Annotated in this window: 15 protein-coding genes and 4 pseudogenes; 7 read left to right on the top strand and 12 right to left on the bottom strand. The window is 64.8% G+C overall.

Translation table 11 applies throughout. The features are described from left to right. Nucleotides 1-106: 106 nt before the first annotated feature. On the top strand, nucleotides 107-1,873 hold the full coding sequence (locus G3N64_RS28300; protein WP_205786939.1) for a SulP family inorganic anion transporter: 1,767 nt from the start codon (nucleotides 107-109) through the stop codon (nucleotides 1,871-1,873). 13 nt (nucleotides 1,874-1,886) lie between these two features. Here G3N64_RS28300 and G3N64_RS28295 read toward each other — a convergent pair whose 3' ends face one another. The 7 genes and pseudogenes from G3N64_RS28295 to G3N64_RS28265 all read right to left on the bottom strand — a co-directional run bounded on the left by G3N64_RS28295 (nucleotide 1,887) and on the right by G3N64_RS28265 (nucleotide 6,090). Next, on the bottom strand, nucleotides 1,887-2,126 hold the full coding sequence (locus tag G3N64_RS28295) for a hypothetical protein (protein ID WP_205786938.1): 240 nt from the start codon (nucleotides 2,124-2,126) through the stop codon (nucleotides 1,887-1,889). Between the two features lie 52 nt (nucleotides 2,127-2,178). Further along, complete coding sequence (locus G3N64_RS28290; RefSeq protein ID WP_205786937.1) at nucleotides 2,179-2,829, bottom strand: BON domain-containing protein; 651 nt, start codon at nucleotides 2,827-2,829, stop codon at nucleotides 2,179-2,181. 222 nt (nucleotides 2,830-3,051) lie between these two features. Next, nucleotides 3,052-3,486 carry an Hsp20/alpha crystallin family protein gene (locus G3N64_RS28285; protein WP_205786936.1) on the bottom strand — a complete coding sequence of 145 codons (435 nt, stop codon included), beginning with the start codon at nucleotides 3,484-3,486 and terminating at the stop codon, nucleotides 3,052-3,054. Between the two features lie 180 nt (nucleotides 3,487-3,666). Beyond that, nucleotides 3,667-3,798: pseudogene (locus G3N64_RS28280) on the bottom strand (DUF1488 family protein); the annotation flags it as partial. A gap of 8 nt (nucleotides 3,799-3,806) precedes the next feature. Continuing rightward, nucleotides 3,807-4,277: a universal stress protein gene (locus G3N64_RS28275; RefSeq protein ID WP_205786935.1), complete on the bottom strand. Its 471-nt coding sequence runs from the start codon at nucleotides 4,275-4,277 to the stop codon at nucleotides 3,807-3,809. A 280-nt stretch (nucleotides 4,278-4,557) separates the two neighbouring features. Beyond that, on the bottom strand, nucleotides 4,558-4,887 hold the full coding sequence (locus tag G3N64_RS28270) for a hypothetical protein (protein WP_205786934.1): 330 nt from the start codon (nucleotides 4,885-4,887) through the stop codon (nucleotides 4,558-4,560). Between the two features lie 345 nt (nucleotides 4,888-5,232). Continuing rightward, the gene (locus tag G3N64_RS28265; RefSeq protein ID WP_205786932.1) at nucleotides 5,233-6,090 is read right to left on the bottom strand and encodes an endo alpha-1,4 polygalactosaminidase; all 858 of its coding nucleotides are present in this window, start codon (nucleotides 6,088-6,090) and stop codon (nucleotides 5,233-5,235) included. A 636-nt stretch (nucleotides 6,091-6,726) separates the two neighbouring features. Between G3N64_RS28265 and G3N64_RS28260 the strand changes: the two genes are divergently transcribed. After that, nucleotides 6,727-8,130, top strand: coding sequence for a GGDEF domain-containing protein (locus G3N64_RS28260; RefSeq protein WP_205786930.1), 1,404 nt, complete (start codon nucleotides 6,727-6,729; stop codon nucleotides 8,128-8,130). Nucleotides 8,131-8,226: 96 nt separating this feature from the next. Here G3N64_RS28260 and G3N64_RS28255 read toward each other — a convergent pair whose 3' ends face one another. The 3 genes from G3N64_RS28255 to G3N64_RS28245 form a co-directional block, all read right to left on the bottom strand. Next, nucleotides 8,227-8,901, bottom strand: coding sequence for a lytic polysaccharide monooxygenase (locus G3N64_RS28255; RefSeq protein WP_205786963.1), 675 nt, complete (start codon nucleotides 8,899-8,901; stop codon nucleotides 8,227-8,229). 580 nt (nucleotides 8,902-9,481) lie between these two features. Continuing rightward, a complete protein-coding gene (locus G3N64_RS28250; protein ID WP_205786928.1) occupies nucleotides 9,482-10,519 on the bottom strand; it encodes a LysR family transcriptional regulator in 1,038 nt (345 codons plus the stop codon). A gap of 80 nt (nucleotides 10,520-10,599) precedes the next feature. Continuing rightward, nucleotides 10,600-11,343 (bottom strand): SDR family oxidoreductase, encoded by a 744-nt coding sequence (locus G3N64_RS28245; RefSeq protein WP_205786926.1) that lies wholly within the window; start codon nucleotides 11,341-11,343, stop codon nucleotides 10,600-10,602. A gap of 195 nt (nucleotides 11,344-11,538) precedes the next feature. Here G3N64_RS28245 and G3N64_RS28240 point away from each other — a divergent pair, with 195 nt between their 5' ends. Together G3N64_RS28240 and G3N64_RS28235 are read left to right on the top strand one after the other, a co-directional pair. After that, nucleotides 11,539-13,038, top strand: a complete 1,500-nt coding sequence (locus G3N64_RS28240) for a PLP-dependent aminotransferase family protein (protein WP_205786961.1) — start codon at nucleotides 11,539-11,541, stop codon at nucleotides 13,036-13,038. Nucleotides 13,039-13,399: 361 nt separating this feature from the next. Continuing rightward, on the top strand, nucleotides 13,400-13,900 hold the full coding sequence (locus G3N64_RS28235; RefSeq protein WP_205786924.1) for an Ohr family peroxiredoxin: 501 nt from the start codon (nucleotides 13,400-13,402) through the stop codon (nucleotides 13,898-13,900). A 114-nt stretch (nucleotides 13,901-14,014) separates the two neighbouring features. Here the strand turns inward: G3N64_RS28235 and G3N64_RS28230 are convergent. Continuing rightward, nucleotides 14,015-15,000, bottom strand: a pseudogene (locus tag G3N64_RS28230) (FAD-dependent oxidoreductase). A gap of 270 nt (nucleotides 15,001-15,270) precedes the next feature. Between G3N64_RS28230 and G3N64_RS28225 the strand changes: the two are divergent. From G3N64_RS28225 to G3N64_RS28215, 3 genes and pseudogenes are all read left to right on the top strand, one after another. Beyond that, nucleotides 15,271-16,272: a bestrophin family ion channel gene (locus G3N64_RS28225; protein ID WP_205786921.1), complete on the top strand. Its 1,002-nt coding sequence runs from the start codon at nucleotides 15,271-15,273 to the stop codon at nucleotides 16,270-16,272. Between the two features lie 163 nt (nucleotides 16,273-16,435). Beyond that, nucleotides 16,436-16,663: pseudogene (locus G3N64_RS28220) on the top strand (DUF3734 domain-containing protein); the annotation flags it as partial. Nucleotides 16,664-16,802: 139 nt separating this feature from the next. Continuing rightward, nucleotides 16,803-17,780, top strand: coding sequence for a VTT domain-containing protein (locus tag G3N64_RS28215; RefSeq protein WP_205786919.1), 978 nt, complete (start codon nucleotides 16,803-16,805; stop codon nucleotides 17,778-17,780). Between the two features lie 54 nt (nucleotides 17,781-17,834). On the opposite strand, the pseudogene G3N64_RS28210 reads toward G3N64_RS28215, so the two are convergent. Then, nucleotides 17,835-18,015, bottom strand: a pseudogene (locus G3N64_RS28210) (helix-turn-helix domain-containing protein); the annotation flags it as partial.

Below are 18,015 nucleotides of genomic sequence, written 5' to 3'. Positions count from 1 at the left end.
GCGCTGCCGTTTCGTCCGTCCGCCCGGGTTGCCCGCATCCCGGTGACCGTGCGCTGGCCGGCGCCGGCCACGCCTTTCGCACGGTATTCTCCGGGATGAAGCCGCGATGAACCGGCCCCTGTCCGAGCGCGTCGCCCACCTGCTCCCGGGCGTTGCGCTGCTCACGCACTACCGGCGCGCATGGCTCGCGCGCGACCTCTATGCGGGCATCGCGCTGTCCGCCGTGCTGGTACCGGTCGGCATGAGCTACGCGCAGGCGGCCGGCCTGCCGGCCATCACCGGGCTCCATGCGTCGATCGCCGCGTTGCTCGCGTATGCGCTGCTCGGTCCGAGCCGGATCCTCGTGCTCGGCCCCGATTCGGCGCTGGCCGCGCTGATTGCCGGCGCCATCGCGCCGCTCGCCGGCCACGATCCGCAGCGCGCCGTCGCGCTGGCCGGCGCGCTGGCGCTGTCGGCCGGCACGATCTGCATCCTGCTCGGCACGCTCCGCCTCGGCTTCGTCACCGATCTGCTGTCGCGTCCGATCCAGTACGGTTACCTGAACGGCATCGCCATCGCGCTCGCGGTCGGCCGGTTGCCCGAACTGCTGGGCATGCCGGTATCGGGCGGCGACGTGCTCGGCAGCGTGCCGCGCATCGTGCAGGCCCTCGTCGAACGCCGGTTCTCCGTCGCTTCGGCCCTGCTGGGCATCGGCGTGCTCGCAACCCTCTTCGTGACGAAACGCGCGATGCCGCGTGCGCCCGGCGTACTGGTCGCCGTGCTGGCGGCGACCGTCGTCGCGCAGGTGTCGTCGCTGCACGGCATCGCGACGGTCGGCGTGTTGCCGGCCGGCGCGCCCGTGCCGCACCTGCCGGCCGTCTCCTTCGCCGACCTGGCTACGCTCGCGTCCGGCGCAGTTGCCGTCGCGCTGGTGTCGTTCGCCGACATCAGCATGCTGTCGCGCGCCCTTTCCACACGCGCAGGCGATACGCCGGACCGCAACCAGGAACTGGTCGCGCTGGGCGCCGCCAATCTGCTGGCCGGCGTGATGCAGGGCTGCGCGGTCAGCAGCAGCGCGTCCCGTACGCCCGTCGCGATTGCCGCGGGCGCGCAAAGCCAGGTCACGAATCTCGTCGCGGCGGCGTGCATCGCGATCCTGCTCGTTGCCGCGCCGACGCTGCTGACCCTCGTCCCGCGTGCGGCGCTGGCCGCCGTCGTGATCTACGCGGCGTTCGGCATCGCGGACGTCCGCAGCGTCGTGCGGCTGTACCGGATGCGCCGCGGCGAATGCCTGATCTCGGTGCTGTGCTTTGCCGGCGTGATCGGCATGGGCGTCGTGCCCGGCATCCTGCTCGCCAGCGCGCTGTCGCTGCTGTCGTTCGTGTGGCGCGCGTGGCATCCGTACGATGCGGTGCTGGGCCGGCTGACCGGCGTGCGCGGCTATCACGACATCGCGCGCCATCCGGACGCCGTGCAAACGCCGGGGCTCCTGCTGTTCCGCTGGGATGCGCCGCTCTTCTACGCGAACGTCGAGATCTTCTGCGAGCATCTGCACGCGGCGATCGCGAAGTCGGCGGCGCCGATCGCGCGCGTCGTCATCGCGGCCGAGCCCGTCACCGATATCGACGTCAGCGCCGCGGACCGGCTCGTGGCGCTGTGCGAGGAACTGCGCGAGCAACGCATCGCACTGGATTTCGCGGAAATGAAGGGGCCGGTAAAGGATCGCCTGCGCGCCTACGGCCTGTTCGACGCATTCGGGGCCGCCCGCTTCTTTCCGACCGTGACCGACGCCGTTGCGCATCATGTCGGGTGGCAGCGCAAACATGCGCGCGACGGCGAACCGATCGCGCGCGCCGCGTCACCGCCTGCGACACGGGACCGGCCGGACGGCTAGGTCCGTCGCCGGGTCAGACCGTGAACGTGTTCGACTTCCTCATCTCGACCCACGTCATCCCGGCGCGCAGCCCGTCGATCGCGGCTTCGCGCTCGGTGTCATGGGTCGTGCTGTGCGCGAACGTACGCTCGCACGCGCCATCCGGCGACGCGAGCGTCACCCGGATCCTGCAACGATAGCCGCCCGTTCCGGTGGCGATCGTCTCGATCGCCACCGACCAGTCCGCGTCGTGTACCTCGCCTGACAGTGACATCTGATTCCCCTTCTTCCGCGCGGACCGCGCATCCGGTTGCCGTCTGCCGGCGTTACTCGACGACCAGGTCGTCGACGACGGCACGCACGCCGCGCGCCGACCACGCGGCGCCGCGCACGGCCTTGCGCTCGGAGAACGAGCCGACCTTGCCGGACAGCCGCACGGTGCCGTCGCGCACCTCGATCGCGATGTGCTTCGCCTCGCGCTCGGCATGACGCATGATCGCGCGCTTGATGTTGCCGCCGATGTCGGCCGAGCCGACCGTCCCGTGTACCGCGATATGGTCGGTCACACCGGTCACGCTGCGCATCTGCGAGATCGCCCGCACGGCCGCGTGGCTCTGGTAGGCCCACTCGACGCTGCCCGACAGCGTGATCCAGCCGTGTTCGACCTGTACCTTGACCGTGTCGTCGGGCAGCCCGACCGTCCAGTGCAGCACCGAATGCACCGCGTTCGCGATGTCTTCGTCGGTGCGGACGTCGTCGTCCGGCAAATGCACGGTCATGTCGACGACGAGCGCCTTGACGCCGCCCACGCGGTTCGCCGCGCGCTCGATCGCCAGTTTCTCCGCATAGCTCGGCGGGTGGCCCGAGAGCGTCACGATCCGGTTGACCACCTCGACGCCGATACGTGTCGCGTCGATCGCCGGGTCGGACTCCAGTTCGTCCTGAACGTCCTGCTTCAACTGCTTGTCGGTCTTCATCGCCTGCACTCCTGTGAGCCGCGGCGCGCCTGTCCGCCGCACATCTCCAGATTTGCACACGCATCGCCGGGGATCGCTGATGCAGGTCAACGGACACCGTTCGACGGCGGTCAAGCCGATGCGGCCCGGCAGCCGCGTCGAAAAAAGCGCGCGGATCGCTCCGCGCGCCGGTCTCTCCCTTCGGGCGACACGTGCTTGCGTCGCCCGCCGCCTGGCGCCCGATCAGCTGATCGTCAGCTTTTTCTGCCCGACCGGCGCCTTCTTCGGCAGCGTCAGCGACAGCACGCCATCCTGGTACGTCGCCGTTGCCTTCGCGTCGTCGATCTCGCCCGACAGCGAGAACGAGCGGCTGATCGCGCCGCTGTAGCGCTCGCGACGGATCACGCGCTCGCCGTCCTTCTGCTCGTCGTTGCGCTCGATCTTCGCGTTGATCGATACGGTGCTGCCCGTTACCTGGACGTCGATGTCGTCCTTGGCGACGCCGGGCAGTTCCGCGCTGACCTTGTAGGCATCGTCGCTTTCCGTCACGTCGATCTTCATCGAGGCCAGATCGGGCTGGTCCGTCATCGCCATTCCCCGCAGCGGCCTGAACAGCCCCTGAAACAGGTCGGAGACGGGGTCGATCGAAAACGGATCGTAACGCGTGACATTGCTCATGGTTCGCACTCCTCACACGATTGACTTGCGGCCCGCGCGTTCGTCCAGCCCGCGCGAAGCCATGATGAAGATCGGCTTGGCGCGGCACCGCATGCCGCGCAACGGACGAACGATCATCACGATTCCAGCGTAACTGCCCGTATCGGCAGGTGCTTGACGCGCGTCAACGGCAGCGGGCGCTCAAGTGCAGAACCGGAAGTAGCCGCTGTGGAGCAGGACCGGCCGGCCGCCCCTTTCCTCGAGCTGGCAGCGTGCCGCCCGCTCGATCGCGGGACGATGGCGAGCGAACGCATCCACGAGATCCTGTTCGCGCAGTGGCACTACGCTGCCGCGGCGGCCGGTGCGGCGTCGCTGCCGCGCACGAGCAGGACCGGGCAGCTCGATCCGCGCAGGAATCGTTCGGCGACGCTGCCGAGAAACAGACGCCGGACACCGCGGCGCCCGTGCGTACCGATCACGGCGAAATCGATCGACCGGTCGGCAACATAGCGCTGCAGCCGTTCGGCGATGTCCTGGCCGATCTCGGTTTCGACGAGTTCCGTCTCGCCGTTGACGGCCGCGTGTTCGATGGCCCGGTCCGCGTGTCGCAGGACCGACTTGCCGTCGCGGCGGATCTCGTCGAGAAATGCGTTCGGGTCCATGCGGCCGCTGAACGTGATCAGCAGCGATTTGTCGACCACGAAGACGGCGAACAGGCGGGCGCCGCACATTCGCGCGACCTTCAGGCCCTCGTCGAGCGCCCGTTCCGACGATGGACTGCCGTCCACCGCGACCATGATGTTCGTGTACATACCGACCTCGCTGGATGAACCGACGCGCCGGCGGCGTTCGGGTTGGTTTTCATCATCGGCGTTCGCCGCAAGCGCGCGTTGATGGAGGTCAACGGTTCGAAATCACGCGGAAACCGGCATGCGCGCGGCCACGGGACGCCGGATCATCGCGGCACGGCCGGCGTCGGCGCATCCGGCGAACGCGCCGGGTTCCCGTCCGCCCGGAAGCCTCGCTCGATCTCCCGTTCGCCCCCGGCGATAACAACGGTCGATCCGGCTGCGTCGCCGGAACCGGGTGCCGTCAGCACGGCGCGCCGGGCGACGTTCCGCGCAATGCGGCGGCGGCCATCCGGCGCGCCGTCTTGAAGCCGGCATTGCCGTCGCGGTCGACGCGATCGCATTCGGCGAGGCGCGACACGCCCTGGCATCCGTCGTCCGACAGGCGCACGGGCGCCTCTGCAAGCGGCGTGGCATCCAGTCGCACGAGACCGCGATCGGCCAGGCAGCGAAGGTCGGCGGGATCGCCCTGCTGGCGCCGCGGCTCGCTCGCGAGCACCATCAGGATCGCGATCTCGTGAGGGCTCAGCAGCCGGTCGCCGACGGTCGCGACCGGCTGCTTCGGGTAGGGCATGGCAGGCCGCGCGTTCAGCGCGCCTGCTTCTGAGCGGGAAACGATTCGGTGATCAGACGTGTCCGTGAACTGGAAAAGCATGAGGGTGTCCGTATCATGAACGTGAAGACGCAGACGGCACGGAACATGCCGGCCCCGATCGCGGCCGACATGCATGGACATCCATCTTCGCGCTTGCAGAGCAATCCACCTTGACGCAGGTCATCGAGCGAGTGCGGGCGCGCGCGTTTCGCGGACGGCAAGCCGGCAAGCGGCCGCGCAAAACGGGCGAGCGCGGGCGCGCCGCCGTCCGTCCCGCACTACAGGCGGCGCTTGCCCGCGCCACCGCCCGTCGTCACCGGCCGCTCACTCGAACCGGCAGGCCGCGCGCGGCAGCGCAGAAAGCGTGTCGCTCGACAGTTTCAGAATGCCGTCGAAATTGGCCTGGTTGTCAGCCGGACAGAAATCCGCGAGCGTCATGCCGTCCGGACGCGTGTACTCGACATTGAACACGGCCTTGTTCAGCGCGATGAAGCTCGCGTAGCCGTCGCACTCGTGGAATCGGTTGCATTGCTCGTTGAGCGCCCAGTCCGCCACTTTCGCCATCGCGGTGGCGATACCCGAACCGTTCTTGAGGCCCATCGACATCCCGCGCTCGTGCGCGGCGGCGATCAGCGCCGTGTTGTAGCGCAGCTGATCGTCGCGCGTCAGCGGAAAGCCGGTTTCCTGGCGATAGCTGTCGTCGAGGTCGGGCTCGATGCCGTCGCAGCCCTTTTTCTTCGCCTGGTCGAGACGCGCCAGCATCAGCGGCATCAGGATCGTGGTCTGGCGAATGTCCAGCCAGCGTTCGTGATCCTCGTAGCCTTCGACCGGGTTGCCGAGCACGCTGTCCGGAAACTGGCCGGCATCGCCACGGTTGTCTTCGAGTCCGCCCACCTCCATGTAGCAGACGACCTGGATGCCCTTCGCCTTCAGGCGCTGGATCGTGCCGGCATCGGTGAGCTCCATGTCGACGTCGAACATCTTGCGCGGGTTATGCACGCCATCCAGCACCTTCTCGTTGATCGCGTTGCCGTCGATCTGCCATTGCCAGCTCGTGCCGGGCACGAGCGGTTTCCACGCGGCGGCTTGCGATGTACGCGCCGCGGCCGCGGCGACGGCGGTGCCGAAAGACGACCATGCCAACAGAAGCGCCAGCGCGCCCTTCAAGGTCGATCGCCGCATGATTCCGGATGGGTCGTTCTTCACGTTCATGCCCTCATCGCGTTTTACGCATTACCGAAGATTGACAAAGCTCCGCCCAGGTCGAATTCAAAAAACTCGACCTTACAAATTGTCACCTGAACACAAATTCCGATATTGATTCTGTTTTTATATCAACGAATGAACACGCCACGACTTCGGTCAATGCCGATGAAGCCTGTCATACCTCGATTTCGCGCAAGAGCGGATGCCCATGACAACGTGATGCAAGCGGTATCGTGAAGTTGTCACGCCGGCCCGAGGCGGCGTGCCTGCCGCACGGTGCGTGAGTACCGATATTTCGATGCACGATGGGGGGATGATCCGATCCGGCGCCCACACTTCGATTGGTTATACTACACAATCATACGGCATCAACCCTGAAATCGATTATTCAAACCAATATCGAATCCGGAAATTATTCTCACGATCACATTGCCAAATTGCAATTATCGAGTTTCGACGATTTGAAAGGACCTATCGCAGCCATTGGGCTGATTGTTCAACACGACGAAATTCCGGCGATACGCTCGTGCCTCATCGTGTTGACGACCGCCCGCCACGCCTTCACGTTACCGTTCCCACCCTTGATTCATCCACCGAACCCGGAGGCCGAACATGACCGTCAATGTCGCCGCCCAAGAATCGGCCCGCACCACCCAGCTGGTCACCCTGGTGTACGCGAGGCTCCTGCTGGTCGGCTTCGCGCTGGTGCCTGCGTACCTGATCGCCTACCTGTACGTCTTCCAGGACCCCTCACTGAAATTCGAGCATCACGCCTTTCACGAACTGGCGATCGCGATCGCCACGCTCGAGGGTGCGTTCGTCACCTATGTCTGCTGGCGCTGCTATCGCTTGTCGGGTGAGCCGTTGCTACGCTGGCTCACGCTGGGCTTTCTGGGCTTTTCCCTCATCTATGCGTTGCATGGCCTGTTCACCGGCATGGCGCATCACAATATCTGGCTGTTCCTGCTGTACGGCCCGGCGTCGCGCCTGACCATGTCGATCCTGATCCTCGTCGGGCAGTTCACTTACAGTCACAAGGCCGACAGCGCAACGACCCGCGCGGATCCCCGCACCTGGTTACCCTGGCTCGCGCTGTTCGGGCTCATCGACGTCGCGGTCGCCGTGATCGCCTTCTCGCCCGTGGCCGGCAACCCGTGGGTCCGCCTGTCGATGGAGGGCGGCGCACTGCTGCTCTCGGTCGTGAACGTCGCTGCGCTGGTCATGCGCCGCATCCGCTCGCCACTGATGACGATCTACGGCATTTCGGTGACGTCATTCGCGCTCTCCTCGCTCGCCTTCATCCTCGGGCGGCCGTGGAATCACATGTGGTGGCTGGCGCATGCAATTTTTGCGGCCGGCTTCTTCCTGCTCAGTTTCGGCGTGGTGCAGGCCTTTCATACGACCCGTTCGTTTTCGAAGATCTACAGCCAGGCAGAACTGTTTGCCCGGTTGAGGGAAGCGATGTCGCGGACGGAGCACGCCCTGCAGGCGCTTCAACGGACCAACGAAAAGCTCGAACACCTGGCGGCCACGGACCCGCTCACGGGCGCGACCAACCGGCGGCAATTCATCGAAAGCGTGGAAGCGGAAATCAACCGGGCAAAGCGCAATGGCGCGCCGTTTTCGTTGCTCGCGCTCGATCTCGACCACTTCAAGGCGATCAACGACAGTTACGGGCATCAGGCGGGCGATCAGGTGTTGCAACGCTTCGTCGACAAATGCACCGATGCGATCCGGCCGTACGACGGCGTCGCGCGGGTGGGCGGGGAGGAATTCATGGTGCTGCTTCCGCAAGCCGCGCTGGACACCGCCCGGTCGATCGGCGAGCGCATCCGCGCGGCGATCGCGGGCGCGCCGTTCGAAGCAGGCATCGGCGAGCCGATCAAGGTCACCGTGAGCGTCGGCGCCTCCGAATTCGGCCGGGACGGCGAGACGATCGACGCGATCCTGCGCAAGGCGGACGAACGCCTGTACCGCGCGAAGCATCAAGGTCGCAACCAGGTGGTCGCCGGGTAGCCGGTGCCGTGTCAGCGCCGTCCGCCGCGCCCCCGGCAGGCGTTCTTCCATTCATGACGCCCCGGCCGTCGCCGGGCGCGTCACGTTGCAGCCGTATCAGAACGGGCTGCGCGTCGTATCGCCATGGGTGAACGTCGCGTCGACGACCTGATAGAACGCCATCGCCGTATCCGCGACTTCCCACACCGCCAGGATGACGTGGTAACCGCTACGCACCGGCAACCGGCATGCGTGAATGGTCGGCTGCTGTGGCACCAGGTTCGCGTTTGGATCCCAGTATGGCTGGCCGGGATTCTGGATCGTGCAGAACGGCGTGGGCTCGAACTGCGCGCGCGTCAGCTTTTCCGACGGGTTCCAGTCGGCGCGTGTAATGAAGTAGTTCCAGCGACGCGTCTTGTGCACGGCGCTGAATTCCCATTTGAAATTCTGCACCGCGCCCGGCCGCAGCGGGATCTTCTGCCAGCGGCTCGGCGACTGCTCGTTCAGCACGGGCAGCGGGCCATTCGTGCTGGCGCCGGCGATTTCGCCGTCCATCGGTGGTGCGGCGTTCTTCGCGTCGTCCGGCGCAAACGGATCGGACAGGCCGCTTTGCGTCGCGGGGAAGAACTTGCCGTTCTCCATCGCGTTCGCGTGCCAGGCGTCGACATGACAGTCGGGATTCTGGCCTTGCGTGCACAGCACGATGCGCGAAGGCGGTTCGGTCAAACGGCCGTGCGCGTGAGCACCGGCCGCCGCGACCAGCAGCGCCACGCCGGCCAACGAGCATGGCATCACGGAAGCAACGTATCTGCGGATGATCTTGTTCATGAGCCCTCATGGCATCGATCTCGGAACGGATATGCGCACATCGACCCTGTCGCAAGATCCCGGACAGGGATCCCTGTCGACGCATCGTCGCGCACACTGATCGGCAAAAGCGGCGGCCAAATGAAACCGCGGCAAGCGACGATCGATCGCCACGCTTTCCGACAAAGCGCTTTCACCGAACCGAACCTTATCCGCAAAAATCGGAAAAATAAACGTCTCGCATTGATAGTTTTTTAATTTTAATCAAACGCTCGAATCGTTTTTCATTCCAGCCCGTTTAGACTCGAATTCAATTGCGATATTGAATAAACCGCCAATTCATTTAATACACCGTTAGCGATCGTTTGGCAGGCGGTTTTGCGCACCGGCCTTGCCCTTCGGGGGCGAACCACCCCGCCAACTTTCACTTCATGCGCGGCATTTCTCTCGCCAAGCCTCATCATTCTGGATGCCTGCCGAACGCTTCCGGATTTTCATCTGATCACCCGAACGCGATGCTCGACGGATTCATCGCGGGCCCTCGGCGTCTTCGTTCACGAATGCTTCAAGCAGCCAATTCCGTCGATGAAGCAATCGTGAGATCCGGGTTGAACCGCGTCATGCAGTTCAGGTCGAGCGCGCGAATCTGCTCGGTCATGAAGTCGACGAAGATGCGAATGCGCGTCGGCAGGTGTTGCCGGCTCAGATAGCAGATGTAGTGGCCGCGATCTTCCGGCACATGCTTCGCCAGCGCGACGACGAGTTCGTTCGACGCGAGATGGTCGCGGATCTGGTAGCCCGCCATCTGTGCAATACCCGACCCATTCAGAACCGCCTGCAACACCAGGTCAGCGTCGTTGAACGTGAGGCGTGAGGTCGGCAGGTACTTTTGCACTCGGCCATCGACGTTGAATTCCCATTCGAAGATGCGGCCGCTCGCAAAACGGAAGTTGATGCACGCGTGCCGGTCGAGATCCTCCAGGCTTTGCGGGAGCCCGTGCCTCGCCACGTACGACGGTGCCGCGCAAAGCGCCATCTGCATCGGAATCAGTTGCCGCGCGATGATGCTGGAGTCCTCGATGCGGCCATTGCGAAACGCCACGTCGATCCGTTCCGACACCAGGTCGATCGGCCGGTCGTCGAGCAGCAGATCGATGACGATGTCCGGGTACGCGTCCGCGAATTTTTCCAGCAGCGGCGCCACGATCTTCCGGCCGAATCCCACCGCCGAGCTGATGCGAATGACACCGCGCGGCGGCCCCTGCCGCATTTCCAGCATGTCGTTCATGGCCTCGACGATCTGCGCGACGCCCTGGTGGCAGTTCTCGAAGAATCGCTGGCCTTCGCAGGTCAGTTCGGTCATGCGCGTCGTCCGCTGGAACAGCCGCGTACTCAACTGCGCCTCGAGCTTCTGGACGTTCCGGCTCACGGCCGGCCGGCCGACGCCGAGCCGTTCAGCGGCCTTGGTGAAGCTGCCCTCGCTCGCCACTGCAACGAATGCAAGGATGCCTGCGTAGCTCGCGCCGAAGCTCGCCGACAGGGCATCGGCGCGACCGACCAGGTCGCGCCGAACGCCGTGCTCCGATGGTTCCGAATGATTCATTTTCCGCTGCCCCCATGCCGATCATCCCGATTGCCCGTTGCCTGCGGGTACCCGCGAACCGTCACACGTGCGAGCGCGAATCAGCCTCGCGCAAGCCACTGATCGAGACCGATGCGGCCGAGTCGCGCATTCCCGAGCGGCACCAGCGATTTCTCCTCGACGCGGCCGCCGTAGTAGCGGGCGTCGCGATCGGTCACCACCGTACGCGTATCGCCGACCGACTTCAGAACCCGCGCGACGATCTCCGCAAACGGTGCGCGATCCGGGCCCGCGATCTCGACCGTGCCGTTCTGCGGCCCGGCGAGCGCGGCCTGCGCGACGAGTGCCGACACGTCTTCCGCGGCGATCGGTTGAAACAGGCCGTCGCCGATGCGGACGGTGCCGTCTTGCGTGGCGAAGTCCGCGATGCCGCTGATGAATTCCATGAACTGCGTCGCCCGCACGATCGTGTACGGCACGCCCGCTGCCTCGATCGCCTGTTCCTGCGCGACCTTGGCGAGGAAATAGCCGTTCTCCGGCATCCGGTCGCAGCCGACGATCGACAGCGCGACGTGATGGCGCACGCCGGCGGCCACTTCGGCCTTGCCGAGATTGCGTGCCGACGTGCGGAAGAAGTCCAGCACCGCCTGCGGTTCCCACGACGGCGCATTCGCTACGTCCACGACGACGTCCGCGCCCGTCAATGCGTCGGTCAGGCCTTCGCCCGTGATGGTATTGACGCCGGTGCTCGGCGATGCGGCCAGCGCCTGATGGCCCGCTTCGCCGAGCAGCGTGACGACACGCGAGCCGATCAGGCCCGAACCACCGATGACAACGATCTTCATCGCAAAATCTCCTGACGAATGGATGTGATGGGGATGCGAGGCGGACGAAGCGGGTGCCGGATCCGATGAAGGCGGCGATGACCGTCGCATCACGTGGCGCAATTGTGGAAGAATCATGTCCTATCCATAAGTGCCAAGAATCGTCGATCGGACTGGTCCATGCCCCGCCCGCTCCCCGTTACCCACGAGATCGTGATGCCTGAGCAAACGCCCACACTGACCATCGAGATCGACCGGCACCAACAGTTGCCGATCTATCTGCAGATTTGCGAGCGGTTCAGAACCGCGATCGCCGCCGGTCACCTGCGCCCCGGCGACCGCGTGCCCGCGCTGCGCGGCCTCGCGACGCAACTGAACACGGCGCGCGGCACCGTCGAACAGGCCTACACGATCCTGGTCGATGAGGGATATCTGCAAATGCGGGGCGCGGCAGGCACGTTCGTGTCGCCCTCCCTGCCGAAATCGGTGACGCGCCCCCCGCCTCAGCATGCCGACGATACCGACCGGTTCCAGGCGTCGGGCATGTCGCTCGACAGTCAGCCGCCGCGGCGTCCGCAGCCGATCGCCGTCGCGATGAGCGGCGAGCCGCGCCCGTTGCAGCCCGGGCTCCCCGCATTCGACGCATTTCCGCGCAAGGTATGGCACCGTCTCGTTTCACAGCGAGCGAGCAGTGGCGAACGCGCCCTGCTGGGCAACCCGAATCCGGCCGGTTACCGGCCGCTGCGCGAACACATCGCCACCTATCTCGGACTGTCGCGCGGCGTGACCTGCATGCCGGAGCAGGTGTTCATCACGGGCGGCTACCGCGCAACGCTCGAACTCGTGCTGCGCAGCCTCGCGCGTCCGAACGACCGTGTGTGGTTCGAGGATCCCGGTTATCTGCTCGCACGCAGTTTCCTGTCCGAGAGCGGCGTGCAACTCGTCCCGGTGCCGGTGGACACCGAGGGGATCGACGTCGAGCGCGGCATGCAGCTGGATTCGCAGGCCCGCTTCGCGCTGGTGACGCCATCGCATCAGAGCCCGCTCGGGCACACGCTGTCGCTGACCCGGCGCATCGCGCTGCTGGACTGGGCAGAAAAGATGTCGGGCTGGATCGTCGAGGACGACTACGACAGCGAGTTTCGCTATGTCGGCCGCCCGCTGCAGGCGCTGAAGAGTCTCGACCGGCGGGATCGCGTCATCTATTGCAGTACCTTCAGCAAGGCGATGTACCCCGGCTTGCGGCTCGCGTACACGGTCGTGCCGGAGCGCGCGGTGGAGCGCGTCGAACGCGTGGCATGCAGCATGAACGCCGGCTCGCCCACGCTCTTGCAGGCGGCCCTGGCGGATTTCATCGAACAGGGCCACTTTGCCCGGCATCTGAAGCGGATGCGTACGCTGTACGGCGAGCGACGCACGCTGATCGTGCACGCATTGCGGCAGGCGTTCGGCGAGCGGATGATCGTCGAATTGCCGCCTGGCGGCATTCAGTTCGCGGTGCGGTTCCCGGACGGGCCCGACGGGCCCGTCGACGACGTCGCCGTTGCGGCGCGTGCCCGCGACGCGGGGCTCGCGGTCCTGCCGCTTTCGATCTGGTATACGAACAGCCTCACACAGCACACCCCGCGCGGCCTCATCATCGGGTTCGCGAACATCGCCGATGCCGACGAAGCGTGCCGCCTCGCACAAACGCTGCGGGCCTGCCTGGACCGCTGACGCGCGGCACGCAGACAGCGTGCGTCAGTGCGCGCCGGCAACCGGCGCCGCCGGGCGACGCGCGGGAATGCGTGGCGGCGACCATCGTGCCCGAGTCCGGATTGGTGTCCAGCGGGAAACATACAATCGCTCCGAACGACCATACCGCCGCCATTTGCGCTCCTCTAGCATGGAGGCGTGTTTCTCCCGCAGGCGTGTAACAGCACCGGGCTGCACCGGAAGATCGACGCATTCTTCACACGATAGTTCGCCCCATTTCTTGAAGACGCCATCCGCCCGGGCAGTGCAACCGTCGTCGCAAGAAGCTTCGACGAATAGATGAGCAAGGGACGGGACACATCGTAGAACTCGAGCATGCATCATGGATGACAAGAAGCTGCAGGCCCCTCCGCTTTCCCTCCTCGACAGGTATCGGGGTCGGGATTTTCAGCCTCTGTATACAACGACGGTCACCGTAACCGGTGGCGAGACCGGGCACGGCCGCGCGTCCGGGGTGGTCCGCTCGGACGATGGCAATCTCGCCGTCGATCTGCGCCTGCCCACCGAGTTCGGCGGGCCCGGCAATGGAACCAATCCGGAACAGTTGTTCGCAGCGGGCTTCGCCGCGTGCTTCCACGGTGCGCTGAACCTGCTCGAGAAACGCGCCGACATGGAGATCACCGATACGGTCGTGGACGTGCAGGTTTCGTTTGGCCGCGACCCCATGGACGGAGGCTATGCATTGCTCGTCGATGTTCGGGTCCGCATGCCCGGTATCGATCGCCGCATCGCGGAAGAGATGGTTCGAACTGCAGAGCGCTTGTGCCCGTATGCAAAGATGGCCAAGCAAGGCACCGTCAATATCGTGACCGTCGTCGACTGACTCACTGGGTATCGCGGCAGCGGCGTCCTGCCCGTCGAAGGCGGTCAGTGCCGCTGCCGCGTGCCGGACTGCCCCCGCCGAGCCTCGCGCGACACGTGCGGGGGCGCCGGCAGGTCAGGCAAAGGAGGCTTGCGGATTACCTGCCGCCAGCGCCTCGGCGCGATTCGGCGCCGGCGGATAGATCCACTGCATATTGATCATTTGCTTGCGCGCTTTTCCTTCCGCGTGCGTCAGCTTGATCTCACGGTCCCAGCCTTCCGAGTAAACAGCGCCCCATTCGCCAAGGTCGACGCATGTCGCATAGAACGGCTGCGTGTACTTCAGCGTCGGCACACCGATCAGATCCGCGGCGACGTTGCGCCCGCCGAATTGCCCCATCACGATGGCGTGCTGGCGCGACATCAATGCATAGTGTCCTTCCTCATCGCTCCGCGCTCGCGCCACATCGCCCGCCACGAACACGTGCGGCGCTTCGGCTACACGAAGATCCGGCGTGACCTCGACACGTCCGAGCGAGTCGAGATGCGAGGAGACTTGCGCCGTCAGCGGGCTGGCCTGCATGCCGCCTGCCCAGATCACGGTCATGGCTTCGATAGGCGCACCCGACGCGGTGCGAACGCCGTCCACCCCGACCGACACGACGCGCGACCCGAGTACGGTCTCGACGCCCAGCGAGTCGAAGGCTTCAGCGACGTAAGGCCGGGGATTGGGGCCGAGATCGGGGCCGATTTCGGCCTGCGCGCCGATCACGACTACGCGAATCGCTGCGTCCGGGCCGAACCGCTCGCGCAATCGATGCGGCAATTCGGTGGCGACCTCGATACCCGTAAAGCCGCAGCCAACCACCGCGACGGTATTGCGTGCCGGCGAATCCGGCAGTTTCGCCAGCGCCGCGAAGTGCTCATCGAGCACTACCGCGTCCTCGATACGATCGACCGAGAACGCGTGCTCTGCCAGCCCCGGCACCGGCGGCCTGCTCAGCGTGCTGCCGCTGGTCAACAACAACCTGTCACACCGGCACCATCCAGCACGCGAGCTGCGCCCAGTGCGCCCCACACGCCGGCGAAGCCGGCACCCACGATCAAGATCTTCTGCGACATGATGATTGCCCTCGGTTGGAAAAATTGCGATGTCGACGGATGCCAGTTGCAAGCCCGACAGGCAAAACGCACACGTCGTCGCGCGAAGTCATCGTAGGTTGACGCAGCATTGCGCAGTAGATCCGCAAGCGTGCTCACGGTGTTGCCTCTTCGGCACTAATCGATCACATCCCGGCCGAATCGATCGCAGGCATGATGCGTGACGGAAGATCGCGCGTGGCCCAAGCGCCTTACTCGTCACCCACCTGAGCTATCGATGAGGCAAACAAAATGCATCTCGGGAAATCGTACAAGCTGTCGGAATTTCTGATCTGGACGCGCTGGAAAATTTACGAACTCCTCATTTTTGGCTCCGTCCCGGTCGTTCTGTACAAGTTCTTTTCCATCACATGGTTGTCGATCCCCCTGACGATCGTGGCGCTCCTCGGGACCGCGACGTCGTTCATCGTCGGCTTCAAGAACGTCCAGACGTACAACCGGGCCATGGACGCACTGGAAATCTGGACCGATATCCTGAGCAAGAGCCGCCGCTGGGGGCAAATCACGCGCAACTTCGTGACGGACGAAGAGATTGCCCGAAAGCTGGTCTATCGACACCTCGCCTGGCTGACCGCGCTGAGATACGACCTGCGCCGTCCTCGTATCTGGGAAAGCACGAACAAGCGCTACAACGCGGAGTACCGCCGCTTCTATCGCGTGCCGGAATGGGAAAACGACATCAAGGAATTGCTGCCGAAGTACCTGTCCCCCTCCGAAGCGGAAGAGGCGCTCTCTTCCGCCTCCATCACGACCTTCGTGCTCAGCCTGCAAGGCACTTCGCTCAGGATGCTTCATCTTGCCGGCCATCTGAACACGAGTTTCTACATGGAACTTCATAAGACCATCGGAGACTTCATCGATCTCCAGTCCCGATCGGAACGCTTCAAGAATTTTCCCTATCCACGTCAGTACGCGACCGTCAGCTCCCTGTTCGTCCGATTTTTCTGCCTGTCGCTTCCGTTCGGTCTTCTGAACGAATTCAACCGGCTGAACGATAGCGTGAGCGGCTTCATGCACGGCAACATGGTCTGGCTGGTCGTGCCATGCAGTGTCGCCGTGTCGTGGATGTACACGTCGCTCGACCAGGTTGGCGAAAGCACGGAGAACCCTTTCGAAGGCGGCGCGAACGACGTTCCCATCTCGACGCTGTGCGGCACGATCGAGCGAGACCTGAAAGCACTGCTCGGGGAGCATGCCGTCGCATCGTCGGGCCACACCGTCATCGCGCTATAGCGAACCCGGTACCTCCCTGGCGGGTAGCGTGCCGCCCGCGCCTCCTGTCTTCGATTGTTGTCGCCGAGACAACATCATGAGGTTCGTTGCGACGCTACTGCTGCAAGGCCACATCGCCTACGCTTGGCTCTGACGGTGGCCGTCCATGCCGCCGGTCTCATCCGAATTCAGCAGGGACACGATGCGCGAGCATTGGGCGAGCGGTCTCGAGGATATTCGGCGTTCGTTCGGGCATCCCGACTGGTTCGACATCCCGAACCGGGAAATCGGCTTCGTCACGCGGGACGTGCACCGCTACCGGCAGGACGTCGACGATACGGGCGGCCAGCGCACCGACGCTATTCCGGCAGCGAAGCACCCGCATGAAGACGAGCCGTCCAGTGCCAGGTAATACGTAGCGGCTCGCGGCCGCGCCGAACGGTTGCGGTGATGGCGACGGCCGGCGCGGCGCCGGCACCGGGCAGGCAGGTTCGAGCGGAGCAAGGAACGATCTTCGAGATCGGGTATGTGCGAGTCTCAAGGAGAGCACCATGATGTCGCATGAAATGATTGCACGGTACGGCACGTTGGTCGTATTCCTGAACGTGCTCGGGTCTTCGCTCGGCCTGCCGCTGCCTGCGATACCGACGTTGATCACGGTCGGGGCAGGCATTGCGCTCGTCACGCATGCGGCGTCGTCGACGTTGCTGCATTTCACGACGATCCTGGGCGCGGCCGTGATCGGCGGCTTTCTCGGCGACCTGGTCTGGTTTCAGGGCGGCAAGCGGTACGGCAAGCGCACGCTTCACACCGTCTGCAAACTGTCGCAGTCGCGCGAAGCGTGCGTCACGACGACGGAGCGCTTCTTCGGGCGCTGGGGCGTTCGCGTACTCATCGTCGCGAGGTTCGTGCCCGGCCTGTCGCTCGTTGCCGTTCCGCTATGCGGTGCGATGGCCGTCAGGTGGCGCTCGTTCGTCCTGCACGATTGTGCGGGCATCGCACTGTGGGCGTCGATCGGGCTGGCGATCGGCACGCTGTTCGCTTCGCAGATCGACATGATTTTCGCGCTTGTCGCCCGTCTTGGCTGGCGTGCGCTCATCGTCGCCGGCATCGTTCCGATGCTTTATCTCCTGTACCGCTACTGCCGCAGACTCATGCTGGCAAACGCGCTCGGCAACGCGCGGATCAGCGCGGGCGAATTGCATGCATTGCTCGCGAACAATCCGCGGCCGATCGTGATCGATATCCGCTCTGCCGAGCGAAGGACGCTCGATCCATTCGTCATTCCAGGCGCGGTAATCGGCGATGAACGAAAGACCCGGCAGATCATGGAGCACCATGGAACGAACCGGACACTCGTCATCTATTGTGCGTGCCCTGACGAAGGGTCTGCCGTGTCGGTGGCCAGGCAATTGCGGCTGTCCGGCATCAAGCTGGCGTTGCCACTGGCTGGCGGCATCGATGCATGGCGCGCCGCGGGCTTCGACGTCGAGCCGATGCTCGCCATGCCCGACGTGGCAATCGGCTGACACGTGTAAATCTAGACCTGATCTCTCAGTCAGCAACTATCCAAATTCTCCCCCTCATCCACGCTGGCGCCGTCGAAGCGTCTGCGATGGGAGAACCCCAAAGTAGGTGCGATAGAGCGCGGCAAACCGGCCAAAGTCCCAGACACCGAATCGACCGCAGATCGCGGATACCGTATCGCCCGGCATTGCATTGCAGAGGGCTGCGCGGATGGCATGCATGCGGTACAGCGCCAGG

It is taken from the genome of Burkholderia sp. Ac-20344, assembly GCF_017104975.1.
In the GTDB taxonomy this organism is placed as follows: domain Bacteria; phylum Pseudomonadota; class Gammaproteobacteria; order Burkholderiales; family Burkholderiaceae; genus Burkholderia.
This window is presented reverse-complemented; position numbering and strand designations above follow the sequence as displayed.